At 59.2% G+C, this 21,708-nt stretch carries 22 protein-coding genes and 1 pseudogene; 15 read left to right on the top strand and 8 right to left on the bottom strand.

Going from position 1 to position 21,708, the window contains the following annotated elements; genetic code table 11:
• The first annotated feature begins 24 nt into the window (after nucleotides 1-24).
• The 4 genes and pseudogenes from QA649_RS08835 (at nucleotide 25) to QA649_RS08850 (ending at nucleotide 6,474) form a co-directional block, all read left to right on the top strand.
• Nucleotides 25-702, top strand: a complete 678-nt coding sequence (locus QA649_RS08835) for a hypothetical protein (RefSeq protein ID WP_283023835.1) — start codon at nucleotides 25-27, stop codon at nucleotides 700-702.
• A gap of 307 nt (nucleotides 703-1,009) precedes the next feature.
• Nucleotides 1,010-5,123, top strand: a pseudogene (locus tag QA649_RS08840) (GAF domain-containing protein).
• Nucleotides 5,120-5,509, top strand: a complete 390-nt coding sequence (locus QA649_RS08845; protein WP_283023836.1) for a response regulator — start codon at nucleotides 5,120-5,122, stop codon at nucleotides 5,507-5,509. The pseudogene QA649_RS08840 and the gene QA649_RS08845 overlap by 4 nt, the downstream one beginning before the upstream one ends.
• A 125-nt stretch (nucleotides 5,510-5,634) precedes the next feature.
• Complete coding sequence (locus QA649_RS08850) at nucleotides 5,635-6,474, top strand: universal stress protein (protein ID WP_283023837.1); 840 nt, start codon at nucleotides 5,635-5,637, stop codon at nucleotides 6,472-6,474.
• 545 nt (nucleotides 6,475-7,019) lie between these two features.
• Here the strand turns inward: QA649_RS08850 and QA649_RS08855 are convergent.
• The 7 genes from QA649_RS08855 to QA649_RS08885 all read right to left on the bottom strand — a co-directional run bounded on the left by QA649_RS08855 (nucleotide 7,020) and on the right by QA649_RS08885 (nucleotide 12,787).
• Nucleotides 7,020-7,763: an NYN domain-containing protein gene (locus tag QA649_RS08855; RefSeq protein WP_283023838.1), complete on the bottom strand. Its 744-nt coding sequence runs from the start codon at nucleotides 7,761-7,763 to the stop codon at nucleotides 7,020-7,022.
• Between the two features lie 288 nt (nucleotides 7,764-8,051).
• Complete coding sequence (locus QA649_RS08860) at nucleotides 8,052-8,873, bottom strand: hypothetical protein (RefSeq protein WP_283023839.1); 822 nt, start codon at nucleotides 8,871-8,873, stop codon at nucleotides 8,052-8,054.
• Nucleotides 8,870-10,012 carry a site-specific integrase gene (locus QA649_RS08865; RefSeq protein ID WP_283023840.1) on the bottom strand — a complete coding sequence of 381 codons (1,143 nt, stop codon included), beginning with the start codon at nucleotides 10,010-10,012 and terminating at the stop codon, nucleotides 8,870-8,872. Before QA649_RS08865 ends, QA649_RS08860 begins: the two co-directional genes overlap by 4 nt.
• Nucleotides 10,013-10,351: 339 nt before the next feature.
• Nucleotides 10,352-10,699, bottom strand: coding sequence for a hypothetical protein (locus tag QA649_RS08870; RefSeq protein ID WP_283023841.1), 348 nt, complete (start codon nucleotides 10,697-10,699; stop codon nucleotides 10,352-10,354).
• Nucleotides 10,700-11,112: 413 nt separating this feature from the next.
• Nucleotides 11,113-11,415 carry a hypothetical protein gene (locus tag QA649_RS08875; RefSeq protein WP_283023842.1) on the bottom strand — a complete coding sequence of 101 codons (303 nt, stop codon included), beginning with the start codon at nucleotides 11,413-11,415 and terminating at the stop codon, nucleotides 11,113-11,115.
• 10 nt (nucleotides 11,416-11,425) lie between these two features.
• On the bottom strand, nucleotides 11,426-11,989 hold the full coding sequence (locus tag QA649_RS08880; RefSeq protein WP_283023843.1) for a hypothetical protein: 564 nt from the start codon (nucleotides 11,987-11,989) through the stop codon (nucleotides 11,426-11,428).
• Nucleotides 11,990-12,160: 171 nt separating this feature from the next.
• Nucleotides 12,161-12,787 carry a hypothetical protein gene (locus tag QA649_RS08885; RefSeq protein ID WP_283023844.1) on the bottom strand — a complete coding sequence of 209 codons (627 nt, stop codon included), beginning with the start codon at nucleotides 12,785-12,787 and terminating at the stop codon, nucleotides 12,161-12,163.
• A 242-nt stretch (nucleotides 12,788-13,029) separates the two neighbouring features.
• Between QA649_RS08885 and QA649_RS08890 the strand changes: the two genes are divergently transcribed.
• From QA649_RS08890 to QA649_RS08925, 8 genes are all read left to right on the top strand, one after another.
• The gene (locus QA649_RS08890; protein WP_283023845.1) at nucleotides 13,030-13,434 is read left to right on the top strand and encodes a Cro/CI family transcriptional regulator; all 405 of its coding nucleotides are present in this window, start codon (nucleotides 13,030-13,032) and stop codon (nucleotides 13,432-13,434) included.
• Between the two features lie 93 nt (nucleotides 13,435-13,527).
• Nucleotides 13,528-13,923 carry a hypothetical protein gene (locus QA649_RS08895; RefSeq protein ID WP_283023846.1) on the top strand — a complete coding sequence of 132 codons (396 nt, stop codon included), beginning with the start codon at nucleotides 13,528-13,530 and terminating at the stop codon, nucleotides 13,921-13,923.
• A 66-nt stretch (nucleotides 13,924-13,989) separates the two neighbouring features.
• On the top strand, nucleotides 13,990-14,286 hold the full coding sequence (locus QA649_RS08900) for a hypothetical protein (RefSeq protein WP_283023847.1): 297 nt from the start codon (nucleotides 13,990-13,992) through the stop codon (nucleotides 14,284-14,286).
• Between the two features lie 99 nt (nucleotides 14,287-14,385).
• Nucleotides 14,386-15,168, top strand: a complete 783-nt coding sequence (locus QA649_RS08905) for a hypothetical protein (RefSeq protein ID WP_283023848.1) — start codon at nucleotides 14,386-14,388, stop codon at nucleotides 15,166-15,168.
• Nucleotides 15,169-15,258: 90 nt separating this feature from the next.
• On the top strand, nucleotides 15,259-15,495 hold the full coding sequence (locus QA649_RS08910) for a hypothetical protein (RefSeq protein WP_283023849.1): 237 nt from the start codon (nucleotides 15,259-15,261) through the stop codon (nucleotides 15,493-15,495).
• Nucleotides 15,496-15,829: 334 nt separating this feature from the next.
• Complete coding sequence (locus QA649_RS08915; protein WP_283023850.1) at nucleotides 15,830-16,573, top strand: hypothetical protein; 744 nt, start codon at nucleotides 15,830-15,832, stop codon at nucleotides 16,571-16,573.
• Nucleotides 16,570-17,274: a ribonuclease H gene (locus tag QA649_RS08920; protein ID WP_283023851.1), complete on the top strand. Its 705-nt coding sequence runs from the start codon at nucleotides 16,570-16,572 to the stop codon at nucleotides 17,272-17,274. Before QA649_RS08915 ends, QA649_RS08920 begins: the two co-directional genes overlap by 4 nt.
• Before the next feature lie 80 nt (nucleotides 17,275-17,354).
• The gene (locus tag QA649_RS08925; RefSeq protein WP_283023852.1) at nucleotides 17,355-17,561 is read left to right on the top strand and encodes a hypothetical protein; all 207 of its coding nucleotides are present in this window, start codon (nucleotides 17,355-17,357) and stop codon (nucleotides 17,559-17,561) included.
• Nucleotides 17,562-17,712: 151 nt separating this feature from the next.
• Here QA649_RS08925 and QA649_RS08930 read toward each other — a convergent pair whose 3' ends face one another.
• The gene (locus QA649_RS08930; RefSeq protein ID WP_283023853.1) at nucleotides 17,713-18,753 is read right to left on the bottom strand and encodes a hypothetical protein; all 1,041 of its coding nucleotides are present in this window, start codon (nucleotides 18,751-18,753) and stop codon (nucleotides 17,713-17,715) included.
• A 563-nt stretch (nucleotides 18,754-19,316) separates the two neighbouring features.
• On the opposite strand from QA649_RS08930, the gene QA649_RS08935 reads away from it, so the two are divergent.
• The 3 genes from QA649_RS08935 to QA649_RS08945 are packed head-to-tail and all read left to right on the top strand — an operon-like array spanning nucleotide 19,317 to nucleotide 21,642.
• A complete protein-coding gene (locus QA649_RS08935) occupies nucleotides 19,317-19,670 on the top strand; it encodes a hypothetical protein (RefSeq protein ID WP_283023854.1) in 354 nt (117 codons plus the stop codon).
• Nucleotides 19,671-19,687: 17 nt separating this feature from the next.
• Nucleotides 19,688-19,822 carry a hypothetical protein gene (locus QA649_RS08940; RefSeq protein ID WP_283023855.1) on the top strand — a complete coding sequence of 45 codons (135 nt, stop codon included), beginning with the start codon at nucleotides 19,688-19,690 and terminating at the stop codon, nucleotides 19,820-19,822.
• Complete coding sequence (locus QA649_RS08945) at nucleotides 19,819-21,642, top strand: hypothetical protein (protein ID WP_283023856.1); 1,824 nt, start codon at nucleotides 19,819-19,821, stop codon at nucleotides 21,640-21,642. Before QA649_RS08940 ends, QA649_RS08945 begins: the two co-directional genes overlap by 4 nt.
• Nucleotides 21,643-21,708 lie beyond the last annotated feature (66 nt).

The raw sequence follows: 21,708 nt of genomic DNA on the forward strand, positions 1-21,708 counted from the left end.
CGTGAAACGAAGCCCGATAGTTGAATGAAACGGTTTCTGTCGGGAGCGTTGCCGTTCTACGCACTGGCGGGACTTGCCATGTGCATGTACCTCGTCCTGTACAAGACAAACTTCTTCGACTTGAACGCCGTCGTCCAAGGGGCGGCCGGTTCAGCATGGTTTCCGGTCTTCATGTTCGTCTGTGTGCTGCTGGAGTCGGTCTTCCCTTACTTTGGCTATTTTCCCGGGACCGCGCTCATCCTGATGTCGGTGGCGCTCAGTCCGAAGTCCGCGGACATGCCCGTTTTCATCATGGCGTGGCTGGCCATCATCGTGGGCGCCGTCTTGAGTTACGGACAGGCGCGTTTCTTCAGACCGCTCCTGCAGCGGGTCGCCTCAAAAGCGGCACTGAGCCGATGCGAGTCTCTCCTCGACACCTACGGTCCTTACGCGCGCGTTGCCTTGTTCGTTCACCCCAACGCTTGCGCGATGTATTTTACGGCACTCGGACTTCTCGGCGGCAACCTGACGCGAGAGCTCGCGCATCTGTGCGTGGCCGCGGCGGCCTCGGTGGGCATTCTGTTCGTCGTCGTGACCAGGCTTGTGTCGTCCGTCGGCCCCACCGATGACGGGCAATTGCAGGTGCTGCTGGCGGCGGCGCTGGTCGCCATCGGGACCCTCGTCGGTCTCTACGCGGCGTGGCGGCCGCAGCGGGCTGCTTGAAGCTTGCTCCGTCATCGCGCGCGGCTTGTCCGCCGTACGCGTCGTGATCTCCACAATCGGCATGGTTCAGGAGGAGTATTGGGGGGCGCGCGAGGGATCAAACCTTGAGGCCCCGAGATCCAGCGCGATCAAGGACCACCGCCGGGAGGAAGCTGAGGTATTCCTAAGCTCGGGCCGACGCGTAGTTGATGGAAAATCAACTCACGATACGTCTGGTCGGAAGCACCCGAGAGTGGAATAATTCCTGACGCTTTCCTTGATCAGATTTTAAGTCGGCCCGAACTGGCTGGCGACGTGGATTTTCATCATGGCCGCGCTTCCTCAGGACGTGGTGGTGGATTTGCAGCAAGAGAACGCGCGGCTCCTCGCCGAATTGCGCGCCGCACAAGATCGTGAGAGCGCCACCGCGGACATTCTCAAGATCATTGCCAGTTCGCCATCAGAGGTGAAGCCGGTCTTCGATGCAATCGCGAAGCGGGCCAATGCCTTGCTCGGCGGCTTTTCGACGGCCGTATTCCGCTTCATCGACGGCACTGCCCACTTGAGTGCATTCACGCCGACGAATTCTGCCGCCGACGAGACTCTGAAGAATATGTTTCCGAGGCCGATCGCCGATTTTGAGGGTTTCGCAAGAACCCAGGCGGGTAACGTGGTACCGACCCCCGACACTGAAGCGCTGACGAACGAGATCAAATTCATCGCGCGCGCCCGCGGGTTTCGCAGCATGTTGTTCGTTCCGCTCACGACCGGCGACGCGGTGATCGGCATGATCAGCGTCACGCGAGTCGAGCCCGGTACCTTCGGTCCACGTCATGTTCAACTTTTGCAGACCTTCGCCGATCAGGCCGTTATCGCCATCGAGAATGCGCGGCTGTTCAATCAGGTTCAGCAACGCACCAATGACCTGAGTGAGGCTCTGAAGCAGCAGACCGCGACCGCCGATGTGTTGAAGGTGATCAGCCGGTCGACGTTCGATCTGCAAAAGGTTCTCGACACGCTGACGGAATCGGCGGCGTGGCTGAGCGGCGCCGACATGGCGGCAATCGTCCGGCAGGAGACCGACGGCGCCTACCATCATGCAACTCGGTACAATTTCTCGCCCGAGTGGGCCAAGGTCTCGGCGGGCATTCGGCTCAATGCCGGACGCGGCAGCGTGGTTGGGCGCGTCCTGCTGTGCGGCAAAGCCGTCCAGATTGAGGATGCCCTGGTCGATCCCGAATACGCCTATCCCGAGCAGCAGAGGGCAGGCGGTTATCGCACCCTCCTGGGCGTACCTTTGCTTCGGTCCGGGGAAGCGATCGGCGTGCTGTTCCTGGGCCGCAAGATCGTGAACTCGTTCACGGACAAGCAGATCGACCTGGTCTCCACCTTCGCCGATCAGGCCGTGATCGCGATTGAGAATGTCCGGCTGTTCGATGAGGTCCAGGCGAAGACGCGCGATCTCGCCGAATCGCTTCAGCAGCAAACTGCGACTGCCGATGTGCTGAAGGTGATCAGCCGCTCGACCTTCGACCTGCAAACCGTGCTCAACACGCTGGTCGATTCGGCGGCGCGGCTGTGCGAAGCGGAGATGGCATTCATCATGCGCCGCGAGGGCGATGAATATCTGGCCGGAGCCGCGGTAGGTTTTTCCGAGGACTACATCGAGTTTCTGCGAGGGCACCCGATTACCCCCGGACAGAGCACGGTCACAGGTCGGGCCGTGCTCGAACGCCGTCCGGTGCAGGTCCTCGATGTCGCGGCCGATCCCGAATACGGCCTGCGCGAGTCCATCACCATGGCTGGTCAGCGCACGGCGCTCGGTGTTCCCCTCCTGCGCGAGAATGAGCCGATCGGCGCGATCGTGATCGCTCGCAAGCGCGTGCAGCCTTTCACGGAAAAGCAGATCGAGCTCGCAGCCACATTTGCCGATCAGGCCGTGATCGCCATCGAGAATGCGCGGTTGCTCAAGGAGTTGCGCCAACGCACCGAGGATCTCAGCGAGTCGCTGCGCCAGCAGACCGCAACGGCCGACGTGCTCAAGGTAATCAGCCGTTCGGCGTTCGACTTGCCCAATGTTCTCGAGACGCTTGTCAGCTCGGCCGCACGGCTCTGCGGCGACCCCAGAGCAGCGATCTATCTCATTCGCGATGGGCTGCTGCATCTGGAGGCCGCGTATAACAACCCACCGGAATGGGTCGCGCTACGCAAGAGCCAACCGCTTGCGCCGAGCCGCGACACGCCGAGCGGCCGGGCAGCGCTCACTGGCCGGGTCGACCATGTCGCCGATCTCATGAAAGACCGCGACTTCTCGCGGCCTGACCTCGCGAGAATCGGCGGCTATCGCGCGACCCTCAACATACCTCTGGTACGCGAGGGCGCCGCGATCGGGGTGCTCAGTTTGGCGCGACCGGAGCCGGGCCCGTTTACCCCGCGACAGATTGAGATCGTGCAGAGCTTTGCCGACCAGGCCGTGATCGCCATCGAGAATGTACGGCTCTTCGAACAATTGCAGACCAGGACGCGAGACCTGTCTGAGGCGCTGACATACCAGACCGGCAGCGCCAATATCCTGCGGGTTATCGCGTCCTCGCCGACCGAGGTCGGTCCGGTGCTCAAGGCCATCGTGGAAAGCGCATGCGGACTTTGCGAGGCATATGATGCGCTGGTCGTTCTGAGGGATGGCGACGAGATCGTTGTCCAGGCGCACCATGGACAAGTTCCCGTGGTGTGGAGCCGGCGATTGATCAATGTCAAATCGCCCAGTGGCCGGGCCATTGTCGACCGCCGTACCATCCATGTGCGCGACCTGCTCGGGCCCGAAGGGGAGGAATTCCCGACAGGGCGGGAATTTGCGCTTCGCTCCAACGTTCGCACCGTTCTGAGTGTGCCGCTTTTGCGCGAAGGCGAGAGCATGGGTGCGATCGTGCTGCGGCGTACGGAGGTGCGCCCATTCGGCGAGAAGCAGATCAACCTGCTGCAGACCTTTGCGGATCAGGCCGTCATCGCCATCGGCAACGTGCGTCTGTTCGAGCAACTGAACGAATCGCTGGAGCGGCAGACGGCAACGTCGGAGGTGCTGGAAATCATAAGCGCTTCGTCGGGCGCCTTGACTCCGGTTTTCCAAAAGATGCTGGAGAATGCGACGCGAATTTGCGGCGCCGGCTTCGGCACCATGAATCTCTACGAGGACGGCGGCTTTCGCACGGTCGCACTTCACAACGCGCCGCAAGCCTATGTCGATACCCGGCTATACCAGAGCATTCGCCCACATCCGGCGAGCGGGCTCGGCACCGTCGAGAAAACTCATCAGACGGTTCATATCGACGATATCAGGACTCAGCCGCCCTACGTCGAAGGCAACCTGAACGTTCGCGCGCTTGCCGACCTTGCCGGCGCAAGGACCCTCGTCATCGTGCCGATGCTCAAGGAAGACGAACTGGTCGGCACCATCACGATCTTCCGCCAGGAAGTTAAACCCTTCACAGACAAGCAGATCGAGCTCGTGTCCAATTTCGCGCACCAGGCCGTGATCGCGATCGAGAATGCGCGCCCTGCTGAATGAACTGCGCGAGCGCACCATGGAATTGTGGCAATCGCTCGAGGAATTGCGAAATGCGCAGGATCGGTTGATCCAGACCGAGAAGCTTGCCTCGCTCGGGCAACTTACCGCCGGCATCGCACATGAAATCAAGAACCCGCTCAATTTCATCAATAATTTTGCCGCGCTTTCCTCCGAGCTGATCGACGAGCTCGGCGACGGGCTGCGCTCAGTCGCACTCGGCGAGGCAGCAAGGCGGGACATCGACGCGCTGATAGAAACGCTGCAAGGCAATCTGGAAAAGATCGTGCAGCACGGAAGGCGCGCCGATTCCATTGTCAAGAATATGCTTCTGCACTCTCGCGAGGGGTCCGGCGAACGCCGCTCGGCCGATATCAACGCCATCGTCGAGGAAAGTCTCAATCTTGCTTATCACGGTGCGCGCGCTGAAAAAGCAGGTTTCAATATCACGCTTGAAAGGAGTCTCGATCCGTCTGCAGGGGCGATCGAGCTGTATCCGCAGGAGATCACGCGGGTGTTCCTCAATCTCATTTCCAACGGATTCTACGCGGCGAGCAAACAAAGGGACGCCGTCGGCGACGGCTTCGAGCCGAGACTGCGCGCGACGACCACAAGTCTCGGCGGCGCCGTCGAAATCCGGATTCGCGACAATGGCGCCGGCATCCCAGCCGAGGTGAGAGAGAAGATATTCAACCCATTCTTCACGACCAAGCCCGCGGGCGAAGGAACCGGACTCGGCTTGTCAATCTGCCACGACATCGTTGTGAAGCAGCACGGCGGCCGCATCGAAGTCGATACCGCGCCTGGCGATTATACCGAGTTCATCATTACGCTGCCGCGTACGCTGGCGGCACCATTGCAGACCGGAGGCAGAAGTTGAGCGTCTATATACTGGTCGTCGACGACGAGCCGGACGTCGAGGCGTTGTTCCGCCAGCAGTTTCGGCGCGATCTGCGCGCCGGCCGCTTTCTCATGGAGTTCGCATCGTCCGCACCCGCGGCCCTGGCGCGTGCGGCCGAGATAGAGGATGCCACCCTGATTCTGATCCTGTCCGACATCAACATGCCCGGAATGAGCGGGCTGGAGATGCTACCTATCGTGCGCTCGGCCCTCCCCGATGTACCGGTCATCATGATCACGGCCTACGGTGATGCCGAGACCAAGCGTAAAGCGCTGGCGAGCGGCGCAGCCGACCTGTTGACCAAACCAATCGACTTCGCCGCGCTGCGCCAGGAGATCGATACGAGGCTCGAGCAGGCGGCATGACCGGAACCCTTGTCGTGGTCGATGACAAACCGGAACGGCTCGCAAGGTGAGACCATGGTCGCCGCTATCCCAAGTGAGATTAGGCATCCTACGTCTGTGTTCACCGAAAACACCGGGAGGTACGAATGAAGACGCTCTTGGTTCCGCTCCAAAATATTTCGATGATGCCATCCACGCTCGATGTCGTCGTGGGCCTCGCGCAACGTTCCGGCGCCTACGTCGAAGCTTTTCCACTCCGGTTCGGCATCCCCCGATATCTAACCGCAGAATTGGCCACCGGCATTCCTCTAGATTCGTACCAGGAGAAGAGCGAAGCCGAATTGAACGACATGCGCAACTTTTTCGAGGCATTCATGCTGAGGCACGATATTCCTCGAGCGGCTGCGGGATCGAGCGGAGCATGCTTCGGCTGGTTGGAAAACGCGCCTGAGGGCGAAGACTTCGTCGGGAGTTATGGACGCGCTTTCGATCTGATCGTGATGGCACGGTCCGACGCTGATGCTGCGGGCCCTCACCGTCGCGCGATCGAATCCGCGTTGTTCGAGAGCGGCAGGCCGGTCCTGCTGGCGCCATTGAACGCATCAAGAAGCATCGCGACGAACATCATGATCCACTGGAACGGTAGTACCGAGCAAGCTCGGGCAAACGCATTTGCCATGCCGTTGCTTCGTTCGGCCGAAAGGGTATCGGTCCTGACCGTTATTGGCGGCCAAGGGGTACCAGGACCATCTGCCGATCGGATCGTCCAACAGCTGCGGTACAACGACGTTGCAGCCCATGTGATAAGGGTTGAGCTGGAGAATCGCGACACCGGAGAGGCGGTCCTCGATGCCGCCAGAGCTCACGGCTGCGATCTCTTGATCAAGGGAGCCTTCACCCGCACTCGCCTGCGGCAAATGATCTTCGGTGGGGCGACCAGCTATATCATGGAGCACGCGGATTTGCCTGTCCTGCTGGCGCATTAGAACCGCACGCTAGCCTCTCGCGGGATCATGCCATCATGCCCCTGTTTTGCCCGACGGAGCAAGTGGGATTCGGAAAAGGCGTAACACATTGATCCGACTGACGCCGGCTACTGTGCATGGGGTTGTTTTTGACATTTTTGATTTGGACGGCGCCGAACGCCTCCAAGCGTGGATGATCGTCCGCAACCGGCATGGGGGCAGGGGATGGATGGTGGGCGCACAAGGGATCGAACCTTGGACCTCTCCCGTGTGAAGGCCACGCTTGTGGTTGATCCGGCTGGCGAATTTAATGGCAGGTGCGATTTCCCCGTCTTTTCCCCGCTTTCGTTGGGCGGGTGTTGTCCTAATTAGGACATCCGCGCTGGCAGATTAGGACACCTCATTTTGAGACTGGACCACTGCCGACGGCTGGAGCGCAGCCACGATGGTATTCCTGCTGGCACTTCGTATAGTCGTCGTACAGAAAGTATGTGCTGACCACGATTACGACGACCGTGAAAGCAAGAGCTACCTTCTGTCTCATTCATGACACCCGCAGAGGCGAATTAGGACACTTGCTTTTTCGCCTTCTTGGGACGCAGCGCCGGGGCCACCCATCCGGCTGGGGGCTCATATTCCTTTGGGCGTTGGAAGGCGACTTGACCTCCGCGAGAGGTATCGATCTCCATTCCTGGCAAGAGGCATTCTTCAATCAGGTCCGCGTTCAACGTGTATCGACCGTCCGCGTAGGTCATGATGGCTTTGCTGGCGTCCATCCCCGGCGGCACAACACTTATCAATCGCTTCTCTGGGAAACGGCGCTTAAGCATTCGCGCCGTCGCGCCCTGATCTGAATCAGCCGTAAGAAGGTAGGCGACGTCAAACACGTCTTGATACGCATCATCGAAAAGAAGGAGCGCGACATTAACGTCGGTCTCTTTCTCCTTTGGGGCATCCCATGTATGTCCGCACCGACGACAATCGATTTCATCTTCGATGAAGTGGCCTTCTTGAACTTTCACGTTGAACCACTTCAACGCGGTAATGTATTCGCGATGCCTCTTATTCTTCTCACTATCGCCCGGTTTTAGGGCCGTGCAGTAGCGGACCTTCACCAACTGCTCTTTGTTGCGATTCAGAATGCGGGAGCCAAGGCTAAAGAGGTTTAGCCATTTGAGGTGAGGCTGCTTTAGCGCATCGATGGCGTGGTAGAGGTTGAAACCGTCTACGTAGAGGGCCGCCCTAGCTTTTGGAGGGGGCTCAGAAATAGAAACCCCGCCGGCCGTGACCGACGGGGAGCTGAGGGTCACCCGCTCAGCGATTACGGCTGTGGATATAGTGGATTGGCTGCCATTTGTCAACATAAATTTGAAGTCGCCTGTAGGCTAAGTCGTTGAAATTACAGGAATTAACGCAGGTTAATTTTTTCCACCGTCGATTACCGTGAACTGTCGCTTAATTCGCACAGGTCGGTTGGGCTCCAACGATAGTGCAGCTTCTAGTAGGTCGCAAATAGACCATACTCGATCCGCCACGCACAGCGCGACCGCTGGCGTGGTCCTTAACCAATTTCGCGTTTTCCTAACGAGGGCAGGAGGTTATGGAGGGCTGCCGTACGTCCAGTGGCGAAACCGCTTCTTTATGCCAGGACAAGCCGCTTCGGCTCCATTGTACTTCCTGTAATCATGGCCTTCCAATAGGTGGGATTTCTTGTCGTAGTTACGGACCATTTCGACAAGCAGGGCATCCCCAATATAGTCGATCGAGTCGAACACCTCCTGCTTGTGCCCTTGAGCTATCTTGAATCCCTCTCGGATCAATTGACCTCGCTCGCGGAGAGGCATCGTAATCTCTGCAAGCGCTAACTTCATATACCAGTGAGCATAGATGAAGCATGTCTCGGCATCATCAAGCGCCCACCTGATGTTTTCGCGAATGTCCATGCATGTGGCCGAAAGGGCGGGCGCAGGATCGCCGCATTTTTGTAGCCGGCCAGCTTCTACGAAATTGTAGGCGGTTCGTCGGACGGACTCATCGTCGCAATAATCAACAAGGGCGGCCACCGTCGCTTTATGATGCTGTCCCTCCTTGTAGGCAGCACGCATGCTCTTGATCGCGGTTGCGGTGTCGTAGTTCGCGATGCGCATCAAAATTCCTCTCACTTCAGCAGTGTGGGAGTTCTTCGGTGCGTCGCCATGAAACCACTTGAAGTTCTCTAGCAACTCCTTGGTATCGCAAGCCGAACCCACGGCAGCCGGTGGCGTCGGTTCATCATCATCACCGCCGAGTTCGCCGATTGCAGTGGGAACACATTGCCCCGGAGACATCTCGACGGTGCCGTCGGGGCAGCCCGCCCATGCTTCGGAGTGACAAGAAAGAGCGAACAAGAAGCCCAGAATTGTCGCCAGACGATACATCATACGCGCTTCCGTGAAGTGGCTCGTTTCGTATTCGGCACCGGCAATAGATCGGCCCGTCTCGCCTCTGCGCTGGCCATCGTGTGCTTGTACCTGTCCGCAGAGTCTGGATCTTTCCACCGCCCAGTCCGGGTGAGGCCGTACGTGTCCAACCCGCCATACCGGTGCATCCAGGTCCCGTAGGTGTGGCAGAAGATGTGGAAGCCCCGCATGCGCTTTGGCAGGACTATTCCGGCACGGTCCAGCGCCAAGTAGAGCATCTTGTAAAGCCTGCCGCCCTTGCAGAAGCGGAACAGCTTCTCGTCCGGGTGACGCTCTAGAAATGGCACTCCAGCGCCGGCTCTATCCCGGCCTGCCGCACCATTCGCCAAAACCACTCCGGATGCCTTGCGCGGCCTCACAGGGCGCGCCGGCTGCTTGTGGAAGGCTTCCACCACGATCGGGGGCAGATGCACCGGACGGGGCTCGCTGTTCTTCGTGGCGCCGAGGTAGAGCAGGGCCTGGTCGAGCCGGAGGCCACGCAGGAGGGCTTCCTCCGTGGCATCGCCTAGCCTCATCCCAGTGTAGAGCAGGGTGAGGCAGAACAGGCCAAATTCGGGCTCGATACGGTACGCCTCACTGATCAGCTCGAAAGCCTGATCCGGCTCGAGCCATTCGGTCGCCTTGCTGCCGCGCCAGCCTTTCGGCCGCTTAATCTTGAGCTCGATCCCGGCGTGCTTCAGCACGGCTGAGACCGGCGTGTAGAACTGCCGATTGAGGGTGGTCGCAGGGGCGAGCGGGTAGACCCCGCGGGCCGCGTTGTCGATCGCGAGCTGGTCAATCTCGGCGAGAGGCTTGTCGCGTAACGCGTGGTCGCCGGTTGCCTCGATGATCTTGCCGAGAAACTTGGCCTCGCCACCTGCCTTGAGATAGGCGAGGGTGGCGTCGGCGAATGTCGGCGGCTTTGGCGCCTCAGGGGCTACCTCCTCACGCTTCCGATATTCACCACGTTCGATTGCCTCTTTGATGCCCTTGAGGACCCGCTTGGCGACCCGAAGTTCAGGAGTGCCTGCAGTTGTTTCAACGTGGACTCCGAGGTAGGTGCCCCGGATCTCGTAATTCGGCGTCTTACCTTTCCGCGGTGGTCGGAGGCTGAGGGGCATGGCTCTGATAATGCTTCCTTGAGGCGGGCCAGATGCTCGGGGAAGAAGAGCTTTCGTCGCCCCATCGTCCGGTAAAACGGGTGATCGCGCAAGAAGTCCTGGAAACAACGGCGGCTGACCCGGAAGAAGGCTGCGGCCTCATCCATGGTTTTGGGCGTCTCGGATGGGAGTTGGTCCAAGCGGGGCCCCGCTCAAGCCGGCATGGACTTGAAGATGGCGGCTGCGGCGGCCAGGACGGCAAAAACGCAGATCGCACAGGTTAGCCACTGGGTTCTAAGGACAGCGCCGCGGGCTCGGTCGCTCTCTCCTCTGGCCTCCATCGCGGAGTGGACCAAGAGATCAAGCTTCGCGTGGACCGGATCGTCCGTCATCGACTGGTACTCCTGCACTATGATCATTCTGATCGCCGAAAACGAGCGCCAAGCCGTGGGCCTGAGAGGCGCTCTCACACCTGATTGCGGTGAGCCTGCATTGATAGTCCGCGACGCTGCCAGCCGCTTCTTGGATCACGGGAAGCCCCTTGAGGACCCTCGTGCCCCAGCCCTCCGGCTGAGCGCGGTCCGGCCAAATGCCAATCACCACGTCATGGCTGGTGATGACCGAACGCAGCGGCCCCATGGTGCCATCCATGAGATCGTGGTTGGAATCGGCCAAGGTAATGAGGTCGCTTAGTGTCATCTGCCGCACGGCGGCTGCTCCTTGCCTTAGCCGCCCATGAACTCGAACGGATCAGCGAGTTGGGGTCCTTACCGCAGAGACGTTCGCTCCAGGGCATCATGCGTCGCGTTCAATAGGCGCACAGAAAGCGCGCCGTTCCTGTATGGTGAGGCGCTTGTCGAGCCCCGGATAGTGCCGAGGATTCCGACAGCACCAGCAATCCTGCTTTGGCTGCTCCTTGAACCGCGCCATTGCTTTCGGATCGGTCCAGCACGCGCAATTCAGATCGGTGTAGTGCTGGTTCCTGTCTTCCTTCAGACGGCGCCGCATATGGCGTTCGGTCTGATGGCGGCGGTAGTCTCTCGTTCGCATTGACCATCTCCATGGTTGCGGGCGCTACCCGCGTGGACATGATCTCCATTGGCTTTCTCATGGGCGTACTCTCATCTTGGTGGCTGCGGGTGGTACTTGGTCGGCATCCCGAGATACACCGTTGGGTAGTTCTCATCGAACAGATAATTGAATTGGTCTAGCGTCGGGTCCAAGGCCCGCCCGTCCTCCAGCAAGATCCAGACGTGGTTCAGCTCGCCCAGGTCGGATTCGATCGAGCGGCACTTCACTCCGCTCATGTTGAGCAGCGGCACGAGCGGCCAGCACACAGCGGCGCACATCATGTCGCTCGGCCCGCCATCCAAGACGGATTCGCGGAAGTCCTCCGCGAACTCGGTCAGCTCAGCATCGGTCATTCTGGGCTCCTCACACCATTCTGGTGCACTCGGCCAAAGCCTCGGCAGCGTTCTGCATCACCTGCTTGAGATCAAGTGTGTCCGAAAAGATCTCGTTGTCGCGGCTGCAGAAGGCGAGAAGGTCTGCGACCTCCTGAGGGCTCTGGGGGCAGTAATTTAGGACTGCCATCTCGGCCGCGTTCAAATTGCTGTAGGCTATCCTAGCCTTCCGCCGCGCGTCTCGCAGTGCCTTTGACGGCTTCGGGTGTGGCAGAGCTTCCTTCTGTCGATCGAACTCGGCGAGCAGAGCATCAAATCTCGATTTGATCGCCTGATGGCTCGGGGCGCCCACCGCCTTGGAGAGGGCATTTGAGTAATCTTCCAAGATTCGCTCACGGCTTTGATAAAACCGATCGCGGGCCGGAGACACGATGTCAGGCTCCCCCTCTTGAATGACCCTCATTTCGCTCACTCTGCCGGCGAAGACCTTCGGCGGTGGCGGCAGCGATCGAAGGAATTCCTCTTCTAGGTCGGCCTCGAGAGGGCCCCATCTGTTCGCCTCTTCGACGGCCGCTTCAAGGCTCGCGGTGAGCATGCTGAGGGTGGTCGATGTGGCGGGGCAGGCGAAATTGATCGCAGGCTGCGAAGTGCCTCCCCGGCTCGTGATCGGCGCAAGGTTGGGCCTTAAATTAGCGTCCATTTGAAGTCCTCCGTGGCTGACTTCAATAATGTATAGCAAACTAGACAAACTGTCTAGTGCGCTAGACTAAATTGTTACATCCTTCATAATGCGCACGATGAATGCGAGAATCGTAACCATGCGCCCATCGTTGTCGTTCGCCTCCCATTCCGAGGAGAATGGCTCGCGCATCCGCAAGATGTCAGGCTTTCCTTTCAGCGGGCGTGTCTGAAGGCTTGCGATAGCTCCCTCCATGCTGACTTCGCGCAATGAGATTTCAATCTCATCGTCGGTGATGCGGCGGCTCGACGCCACCAGTTGCCCGCTTCTCAGCTCGATGCTGGCGCTCGACGGGGCTACGCCCACAGCGATGTCATTAGCCGCAATTCCCACGCCGCCCATATAATCCCCGTCGCACCTGAAAGCGCGAAGATCGGCCTTGGGTGCTCGTTTATCGTTCGCTACGAGGATTGTTTCCATATCGCGCCACGGATCATGCAAGAGCCATGTATCTGAGACTGCCCAGTCCGCTCTTGCTGGGATGAGAGGGACAGTTGCAAATCTGTCACCATAGAATGGCGCGCGGACGACCTGGGTAACAACCGGGCGGTACTCTAAAATTCCCTGGAGGTGTTTCATTGCTGACGGAGGCCGAAAATCGAAGGGGTCTCCCCTGCCAGTGGAGAGCCACTCGAAGCTCATCTGAAGGTCCATGGCAGCCTCAATAAGGTTGTCCGTAGACGGGTCATTTCGCTCTTTAAGCCAATTATCGACTGCTCCCCTGCTTACATGGAGGGCGCGCGCCAGCGCTGAAGCGGACCGCTTGCGGTGCTCCAGGCCGAAGGCAAGTCTTTTCCCAATTGTTCTCATTGGGATGGGATGCCATGTCTAGAATTAAAGCGCATTGTCTAGTTTTGCTGGACGAACCCCCGTCTAGTATGCTAGACATAGCCCTCATGCATGAGACCGTCAAAAAAGCAGCCCGCCTCTCTGGCGGCGTTACCGCCCTCGCCGAGGCATTGAAGATCAATCGGCAGGCCATTTATCAGTGGTCTCGGATTCCGGCGGAGAGGGTGATTCCGATAGAGCGCATCAGCGGCATTTCCCGTGAAGAGCTGCGGCCGGATTTGTTCGGTCCCGGCGCTCCCACATTCAGTGCACCGGGAAACCAAGCGCCAAATGATACGATGGCCCGAATTGACGGGTCATTTCTGCATCCCATTCACGATACCGGCTTATCGCAGCGGCCAACTGAGTCTTCCGTTCAGTCTTCGGCGTTGGGTTCGCCCGGTATCGCACCCTCATTATCTCTATCCTCTTGTGAGCAGGAGCGGCGCGAGGGCGCCGAGGAGAAATCGTAATTCGCGGTCCGTGCTGTCGCCAAACTGAACGGTCCGCAAGAAATGTGAGTAGGCCAACTTCTGCGCCATCTCCTGAACAGGAGAGCACAGAGAATGTCGGAATTTCGGGATAAGGCGTCGTTAGCGATGACGAGTGAGCTTGCGCTGCAAGAGGCCTCTACACTGATCCGGGAGCTGGCAGGGAGGGGGCCCGCCGGCGAGAGCGTCAAATCGGCTTTGCGTCGTGTGGGGCGTCAACTGAAGAACTGGAATCCCTCGCGAATTCGCGACGTTTGGTATCAAGATTGCCGCGTGAGCATCCGAGGCGAGGAGCTCGAGCAATTGCGGGCGCTCACAAAGCGGCGCGTCCAGGATAAGGCGGATACGGATGCACTCGAAGAATTACGAGCCAGAATCTCCCGTCTCGAAGCGCTCTTGGAGAGCGCAGATCCGTCGTTCCATAGCCCTGACATTGCTGCGCTTGGCGACATCCGGCGCAAAATGGGCTGAAGCTGTTGCCTTGTGGGTCGATCCAACGCTGCTGGATGCTCAGCCGCATAACTGAGGAGTACGCCGATGCCTGATTTCGAGAGCGAGATCATTAGCTTGCAATGCGCCGCCGAATGGCGACGTACGAAAGCCAGGGAGCATCCAGAAGACGCGCGGAACGCAAAGGCGGCGGCACTTTTGGACCGGTTGGCAAGCGATCTGGAGCGTAGTGATGGAGCTGAGCTCAGCCTTCTGACTCAGCGATATGAGCAGGAAGAAGGGTTTGTTGAAGCTGCGAACTCCTATCTCTCGCGCATTGGCTTTGATCATGCTCCTGCAAACGGTACCGAATATCTTCGTGCGCTCATCGCTCTAAAGATCTGAGCCACGTCCGATCGCCGCGGCTAGACCGACGGGTCGAACAGCCGGTACCGCACCGGCCTGCCGCGGTGGCCACATTGCGGATGCGCCCGCGGAGGTGCGATGCCCGACGAGAGTAAGTTTGGCCCGGACGACTTTGCTAGGTCGCTCGAGTCAGCGCCAGAAGATCCGAGGACGCTTGCGGCGCGCGAAGAACTTGAGCACTGGCATGCCTTTGCCGCCGCGCCTTGGGCTAGGCCTGGGACCATCATAGAGGCGATCAGGCAAGCTAGTGGGCTGCGGACGAACTGGCTCTTGGAAGCGATTGACATGATGGCCTTCGGCGCCGGTGAGCCATCCCAAGGCGCCGTTGAGGCTGCCGCGCGGCGGTCGCAAGCATGCAGGGCGCTATGTCGGGCCGCGGCAGATGGTACCTTTCCCCTTGTGGGGATGCTCGGTGAAAACTCGGAGAGGGTCGAAACTATAGCGCGGGCCTATTTCGACGCAGAATATAGAATTGGGCGCGGCAGCAATGTGCTGGAATTGGATGCCTCCAGTGTCCCCGCACAAGATGATGCAAAGTTCGATCGCCTGCATCTTGCCAGGTGGTTCGATGTTCGCATCGGGGACAAAGCTGGGTTTCTAGCGTGGCTTTCGGAGCAACCGGCCAAACCGGCGACCATCGAACCAGTGACAACATCGAGAGATAGGAAGCGCCTCTACAGCGCGGTTGATGCGGGCCTGCTAGATGAAATGGAGAGAAAGCTGCTCAATCTGGAAGTTGCATCCATTCAAGCGGCCGCCGATTCCGTCGCCGATCGCGCCCATGGGGGCGGCTCACGGGAGAGCAAGGCGAGACGTCTCGCTCGCGCATATAAGGAAAGTGGGCGCAAGGCAGCTCCGTAGTTCTCCATCAAACTCCAGAGTAATCCATCCACTTTGCCGTCGTTTGCGGCGATATTCCTCACGTTGAACGGCGAACCCGTGAGGAGAAAAATGATCGACGAGCGCCCGCTGCGAAGGACTGAAGCCGCAGAATACATCACCGCAAAATTTGGGATCCCATGTTCGCCAAAAACGTTGGCGAAGCTTGCCTGTGTTAGCTCGAAAGGCCCTCCTTTCCGGAAGGCTGGGCGGTTTCCGCTCTATTCGCGTCAGGGCCTTGACGACTGGGCGTTGGCCAAGTTCGGCCCGGAAATCCGCAACACCGCTGAAATCCGGCAAGCGGCGTAGCCCCAGGAACGCGGGCACCTGCTCGCACTTCGACAAATCCCCAAACGAAAACCCGGCAAGCGCTGGAACGCCGCCGGGTCAGATAGGAGTACTTCACTTGAATAATCTGTTCGATAGCACAGGCGCGACTGAATTGAAAGACGCGCGCGCCGACGTCGGGTGCGATGCCACTGCCCTCTTGAACCAAGAGGGGCGCTAAATGACGTGTCCCGCTGTCCGAGCACTACCCAAGGCGACGCAGCATCGGCTAATCGCCCTTCGATACGACGCGGTTGCTCGCGATCGTCAGCGCCGCCATAAGCGCTCGGCCGTTGCCCAGCTTCGCATCCGAGAGATGGAGCGGATCTTCCATCATTGGTACGGGACGTTCCTTCCGGACGATGCTGAAGGCCGGCACATGTTGCAAGCCTTCGCCGACTGCCTGTCCTTCGCCGGAGGTTCTGTCATGGAAAAGCTCACGGGCTTCATCAATGGCCGCGCACCATGGGCATTGCCGGAAGCGGAGGCCATGGCGGAGGCCGCGGAGCTGACCGCCAGCTGGCAGGATGCCGACCAAATGGCGAAGCGCATCGGCCTATCCTTCGCCGATCGCCAATTGTTGGAAGTCCACACCATCGGCGCGGTCGACTTCACCAAGCGCCAGCGCAACGCCATGCAGAAAGAGAAGCGCCGGCAGCGCGAGAGAAACCGCAGGAAGGCCAAGGGAGCCAAACCCCACGCCGAAAGCATCAACCGGGCCGAACCGTGGAAGGCGGAGGGTATTTCTCGCAGAACGTGGTTCCGGCGCCGCGAAAAGGCGCGTGGCACTGAATCGTGCCCTGTTTCTTTCTATGTATTAAGGGGGCATGAATCAGTGTCACCGAGTCCCCGTAGCGGGCGAGATGCGCTTCGCGCCGGCCCCAAGGGGCCGAGGCCTGGCGGCCTTCGCCGGCCTGAGCAAGTTGACAGGTCGGGTATTTATTACGGGGAAGAAAGGTCAATTCCATGGAGGCCGGAGTTTTCGGGTGGGGAATCCCACACTGAACCAGATCTGCCAACCGTTCGGGTAGCATTCCCCCAGGCGGAGGCTCGGGCATGAGCAGCCGCATGAATTGGAATAAGCGCCGTCCCACGTTCGAACCTTGGTATTCCCGATTGGACCGAGACCCGTTCGGCCGCGAGGCCACCAACCTTGCTAGGCACGGCGTTCTGCCTTCCGCGAAAAAGGCAAAGCCTGCCCAGCCGAAACCGGCCCCTTTCAGGATGCCCCTAGGGCGGCCTATGGTGCCTGCTGATACGCTCGCCCCGAAATACGCTCTTCGCACATCCGATCTTGCTAAAGCGCGCGAGGTCGTTTCTGGCGCGGTTGAGGTCAACATTTGGTGCGATGGCTCCGCGGCTCCGACGAATCCCGGCGTGGTCGGCGCGGGCGCTGTCATCCTCGCGGATGGAATCCGGGTGGAGCTGTTCGGCGGCGGATGGCGCGGGACGAACAACGCCGCGGAGTTGGCAGCTGCAATCATGGCGATTGAAGCCCTGCCGGACGGCTGCCGTGCGATCGTGATCTCGGACTCGGAATATCTGATCAAGGGCATGACGATGTGGCGACACAAGTGGCGGGCGCGCGACTTCAAAAAGAACGGCACCGACATGGCGAATGCCGATCGCTGGCGGAAGCTGGATGCCATGACAGCGGGCCGCTCGATCGGCTGGAAGTGGGTAGGAGGCCATAATGGCGATCGGATGAACGAGCTCGCCGATCAGCTGGCGACGCGCGGCCGGACAGCACGGAACGGCTAGTTATGGAGGATTGGCACACTCTTGAACCGTTTGTTCCGCAAGAAGCCCTGACATCAGCCCGTGCTGCGGCGAGAGCTGGCGTGACGCAGCGGACCATCATCAACTGGTGCGAAGCATATGGACTAGGCCGACTTATTGGCGGGCGCTGGCGCGTCAGCTGCATCGCATTACAAATGCTTCTAGATGGCAACACAGGCGCGCTCGCCAAATATCTCACCGGCAACCGCGAAGATCCGCTCATCACTGGCTACTTCGCAAGGCTGAACGTGCCGCTCCCGAAAAAATAATCCGAAGAACCGGAAATCGCGGAAAGACGCGTTCGCGTTCGAAGCTGCGTTGGCTATTGAGCTCGCTTTGAGCGAGCAACCTTCATGGACTTGCGCGAAGTCGGCTCGGTGTTAGTTTTGTTGCGCATTTCTCGCGCCACGCACGCAAAGATTACGTATAATTTGCGGCTCGGGGGTGTCCAAACAAGCGAGACCATACCCGAGAAGCGATGCCGGTAAGAAATGCGCAGCCAAAAATAAAGCTCAGGACAGACCCTCCTAACGTGACGTACTCCCACAGCCACGCCGGCAACCCAAACTTGGTGAACGATATTTCCAAAGGAACGTCGTCCGCTGTGCCGCTGACTGCGGATCCTTGGTCGTTTACGCTAACTTTCGTTTGAGTGGAGGCGACATTCTGGCGGGCCGCTTTCTCAAGCTTGGGATTGTTTCCGATGTCATGTCTCACGCTCAGTATTGCGACGACGTTCGTCAATTCGGGATCTATAGCAGGCACCCATATGAGTTTGGCAGGTAGCGGCGAACCCTTTCCCAAGGTTTTGGCTTCCGACCTTCCATGAACGTTTAATGTTAGATTGATCGGCCACTCCAAGCGATCGATCGGAAACACCCTGTCAGGCCTCGGCCTCTCTGACAGTGATTTGATCCGTCTTTCCTGGGACACTCGAACTGTAACATGAGCAGCAGAGCCTCTCGGTACTTGTTCGGTGTATTCAATGGCCAGATTGGTTTGGATGACGCGCAGCGCTGGTTCAGGATCAGCCGAAGCCAGTCGATACGTGTTGGGAGAGGTCAATTCTTTTTCGGCCTCAAGCTCGTACATCTCCGATGAGATTTCCTTGGTTTTGATCAGCACCGCTTCGCGCGGATGGTTAAACCAAAGGATCAACAGGGCCCCACCGACAGCCAATGAGAGTGCACCTGCTATTTTTTCAGCAGTTCGAGAGACCATTTCGTCCACCCAACGCGAATAAAATATTGAATATCGAAAACAACCGAAGATAGCGATATGCATCAATTTCCGCAATGCCGACTGTTTTGTGCATTTGCGGTGGATTGACACGGCTTGTCCTTTGACCCGCGGCGACGCAGGCGCATCTTTTTGCGCAGCGTAGTTCCGACGCATCCCAAGAAAGCAATGACTATAGAGTGGGTGGCTGCGAAGCCGAGAGTCGGAGCTGAGATCGATCATGCTCGACGCCACAACCGTCATCGCGCGCGGAATGCGGCAACCTGAGCGCTACCGCAGCTGGGTCCCAGAGCGCCGATTTGTTATGAGCGGGCACAGATAATCAGAACAATCGGAAATGCCGGAAAAGCACGTTACCGCCTTCGTGTCATGCGCGTGTATTCCCTATCGCATGCGCCGCACCTGACTTGCGGCTAGCCGTCACAACGAGGCTCATTCGGTGTTTTCGTACGTATTCAAATCGCAGAGAAGTGCACCTGCTGCTCGCGAGCAAGCTCGCGCCCGGTTCCTGGGTCAATGTGAGAAGTCGCCCGCCGTCCACTCGGTTGGATGGACCACGTCCTCACTCGGGCGAGTGGGAAGCTACCAAACTTTCTCGGACCGTTCATGACTACAAGATCAGTGAGTTTGAACGTGATGTTGCAGGTGAGGGCAACTGAGGGGCTCACCTCAGCGCTAGACCGAGCTGCTGCGCAGAAGCTCACGAGCCGCGCTGACTACATCCGTTTGGCGATGCTTGACCGCCTTGAACGGGATGGGGTCAAGGTTGAGTTGGGAGCGGCCTAATGGCACTTACCGGAGTTCATATTGAGTTTGGCTATGGCAGCGTTGGGGCAGTTGGCGCGGGTGCAAACGCCAAGGGTCTTGGCCCGGCCGCACTGCTTGGGTCGGAGACCGCATCGCAGACCATGGCGACAGCGCAGGCTTCGACCGCAAGGGCGCCTCAGTCGAGACCAGGAAATTTCCAGCCGCTTATTTCCATTTGGGCAAGTGCTCCGATTTTCTTCGTGATCGGCCAGAACGCAACCCTTGCGCAGGTGACGGATGGGGTCACGCCGCGCCGCTTTTACGATCCGTCGTTTGGCCGGCAAGACATGTTTGTGAACGACGGCGATAACATCGCCTGGGCGTTTGCGTGACGGAACGAGGGGGCAGCATGATCAATCTGACCCGCGCGTTGGCGCTCGGCTTGCTCATCATCGTAGGCGTCGTCTGGGGTCTCGCCATCGAGAAGCCTGGCGGCGGGTTTGAGGCTGGATCGTTCTCCCGAAGCTTCGAGGGTGGCCGATGACGCTCGGGCCTCGGTTAAGGATCTTCATTGGTGTGTCGCTCGCCATCACCGTGAGCTTGGGCGCGCCAGGGCATGCTCAAAAGACAAAAGCGCAGCTCAACACTGAAGTCGGAACGACCTTCCCGGACCAAACCACCGGCCAGATCACGCCGTCTGGTGTCCGCGCTTTTCAGAATGATCTGATCAACTCGATCATGCCGACTGCACCTGTCGGCAACAACAACTTCGCCTGTTACGACGGCACCACGGGACTTCTCAAGGATTGCGGCGCCTCCCCAAGCAGTCCGTTCGTTGCAAATGGAAACATCATTCCTGGCCCCGCGAACACCATGAAGGGCTCGTTGGATGGTGCAACCACGTCCGACATCACCCTGACCGCTTGTACGCTTACGTACCAGTTTACGAAGTGGGTTTCCGGCACTGGCTGGCAGTGTGGCATCAACCCGGTGTTGCCGAGCCGCGCAGTCGCCGCCACGCTCGACCTATCGGCGTTCAACGGGGTCACAACGCAGGGCTATGCGCTTCCTGGTGATGGTGGCGGCGCTATCCTGCAGAAGGTCAACGCTTCCTCTGGCTTCCTGGACGCTGCTCCGCAGACTGGCACTATCTCCGCGGCTGGATCGGCTTACACTAACGGCAGCTATACCGGCGTGCCACTGGCTTCGTCGGGCCATTGTGTTGCTCAGGCCAACGTCACGGTGTCCGGCAACGCAGTCACCGCGGTGGCACTTATCGGGCTCAAGGGCTCCGGCTGCGTGGTCGGCGATGTCCTGACAGTTTCCAATGCGTACATCGGCGGCACGGGGTCAGGTTTTACCTGGACTGTTGCGACCGTCGGCGCGCCACTTGGCAGCTTCACCGACACCGCGGGAAACCGGTGGCAAATTGCCCCGGATCAACCAGGTTATCTCAACGTGCTCCAATTCGGTGCCAGGGGTGATTGGACCGCATCTGGCGGGGACGGACCCGCCACCGACAACGCTGCAGCTTTCACCTCTGCGGAAATCTACGCCCTTAATGGGGTCGGGTCTGCCGATGCCGGCGGCTACCTGGGCTCAACTATCATTGTCCCGAAGGGCACCTATAAAATCTGTGGCGGCCTAATTACTGCAGATGGCTCTTGGCTCCGCGGCGTTGGCCAATTGTCATCTCTGCTAAAACAGTGTGACAGCGACAGCCCAAGCACACACTTCGTTACCCTTTGTAATCCCTCGTCCCTGCGCGCCTGCTTCAATGGTAGGATCAGCGATATCCAACTGTTCACAGGCAATGGCACGCCGAATGCCGGCGTGGCCATGCTCTATACCAACAACTCGCAGCAGGGCGTCATCGTCGAGAACGTTACCATCTACGCCGGCAAGCGTATGTGCCTGCTCGGCGACACCGGCTTCGGCGGCGCTGCCAATTTCGTCGTTCGAGGCCTGTTCTGCACAACGAGCGCCTCCTCAGTCAATGCTCAAGCCGTTTCCGTCACCTACGGCGCAGCCGCAATCACCTTCACCGATACCATCGTCGAGAGCGCGACGAACTACACCGGCTCGGGTATCTTGATCTCCACCGGCGGCATCGTCAGCATCCGCGGCTGGCATTCGGAGAACGTCGCCACACCGATCTTCGTCAACATTCCTGGGGCTAATACCACCGTGGAGATCTTTGGCGTGACCGGCGGCTCCAACTGCACTTCAGTTATCACTAGGCAAGGTGGCAGTGCCGCTAACGTGACGGTGGTGGGGCGGATAAATCCGAACGGGTGCACAAATGCCATCAACAATGCGGGTGCGCCGACCACTGGTCTGGTGGTCGATAACACGAAGTTCTAGGGAGCCCAGGAATGTCATCTGTTTTGGTCTTGGCCGCGCTTGCGGCACGGCAAATGCCCGATGATA

The organism is Bradyrhizobium sp. CB1717 (genome assembly GCF_029714325.1).
In the GTDB taxonomy this organism is placed as follows: domain Bacteria; phylum Pseudomonadota; class Alphaproteobacteria; order Rhizobiales; family Xanthobacteraceae; genus Bradyrhizobium.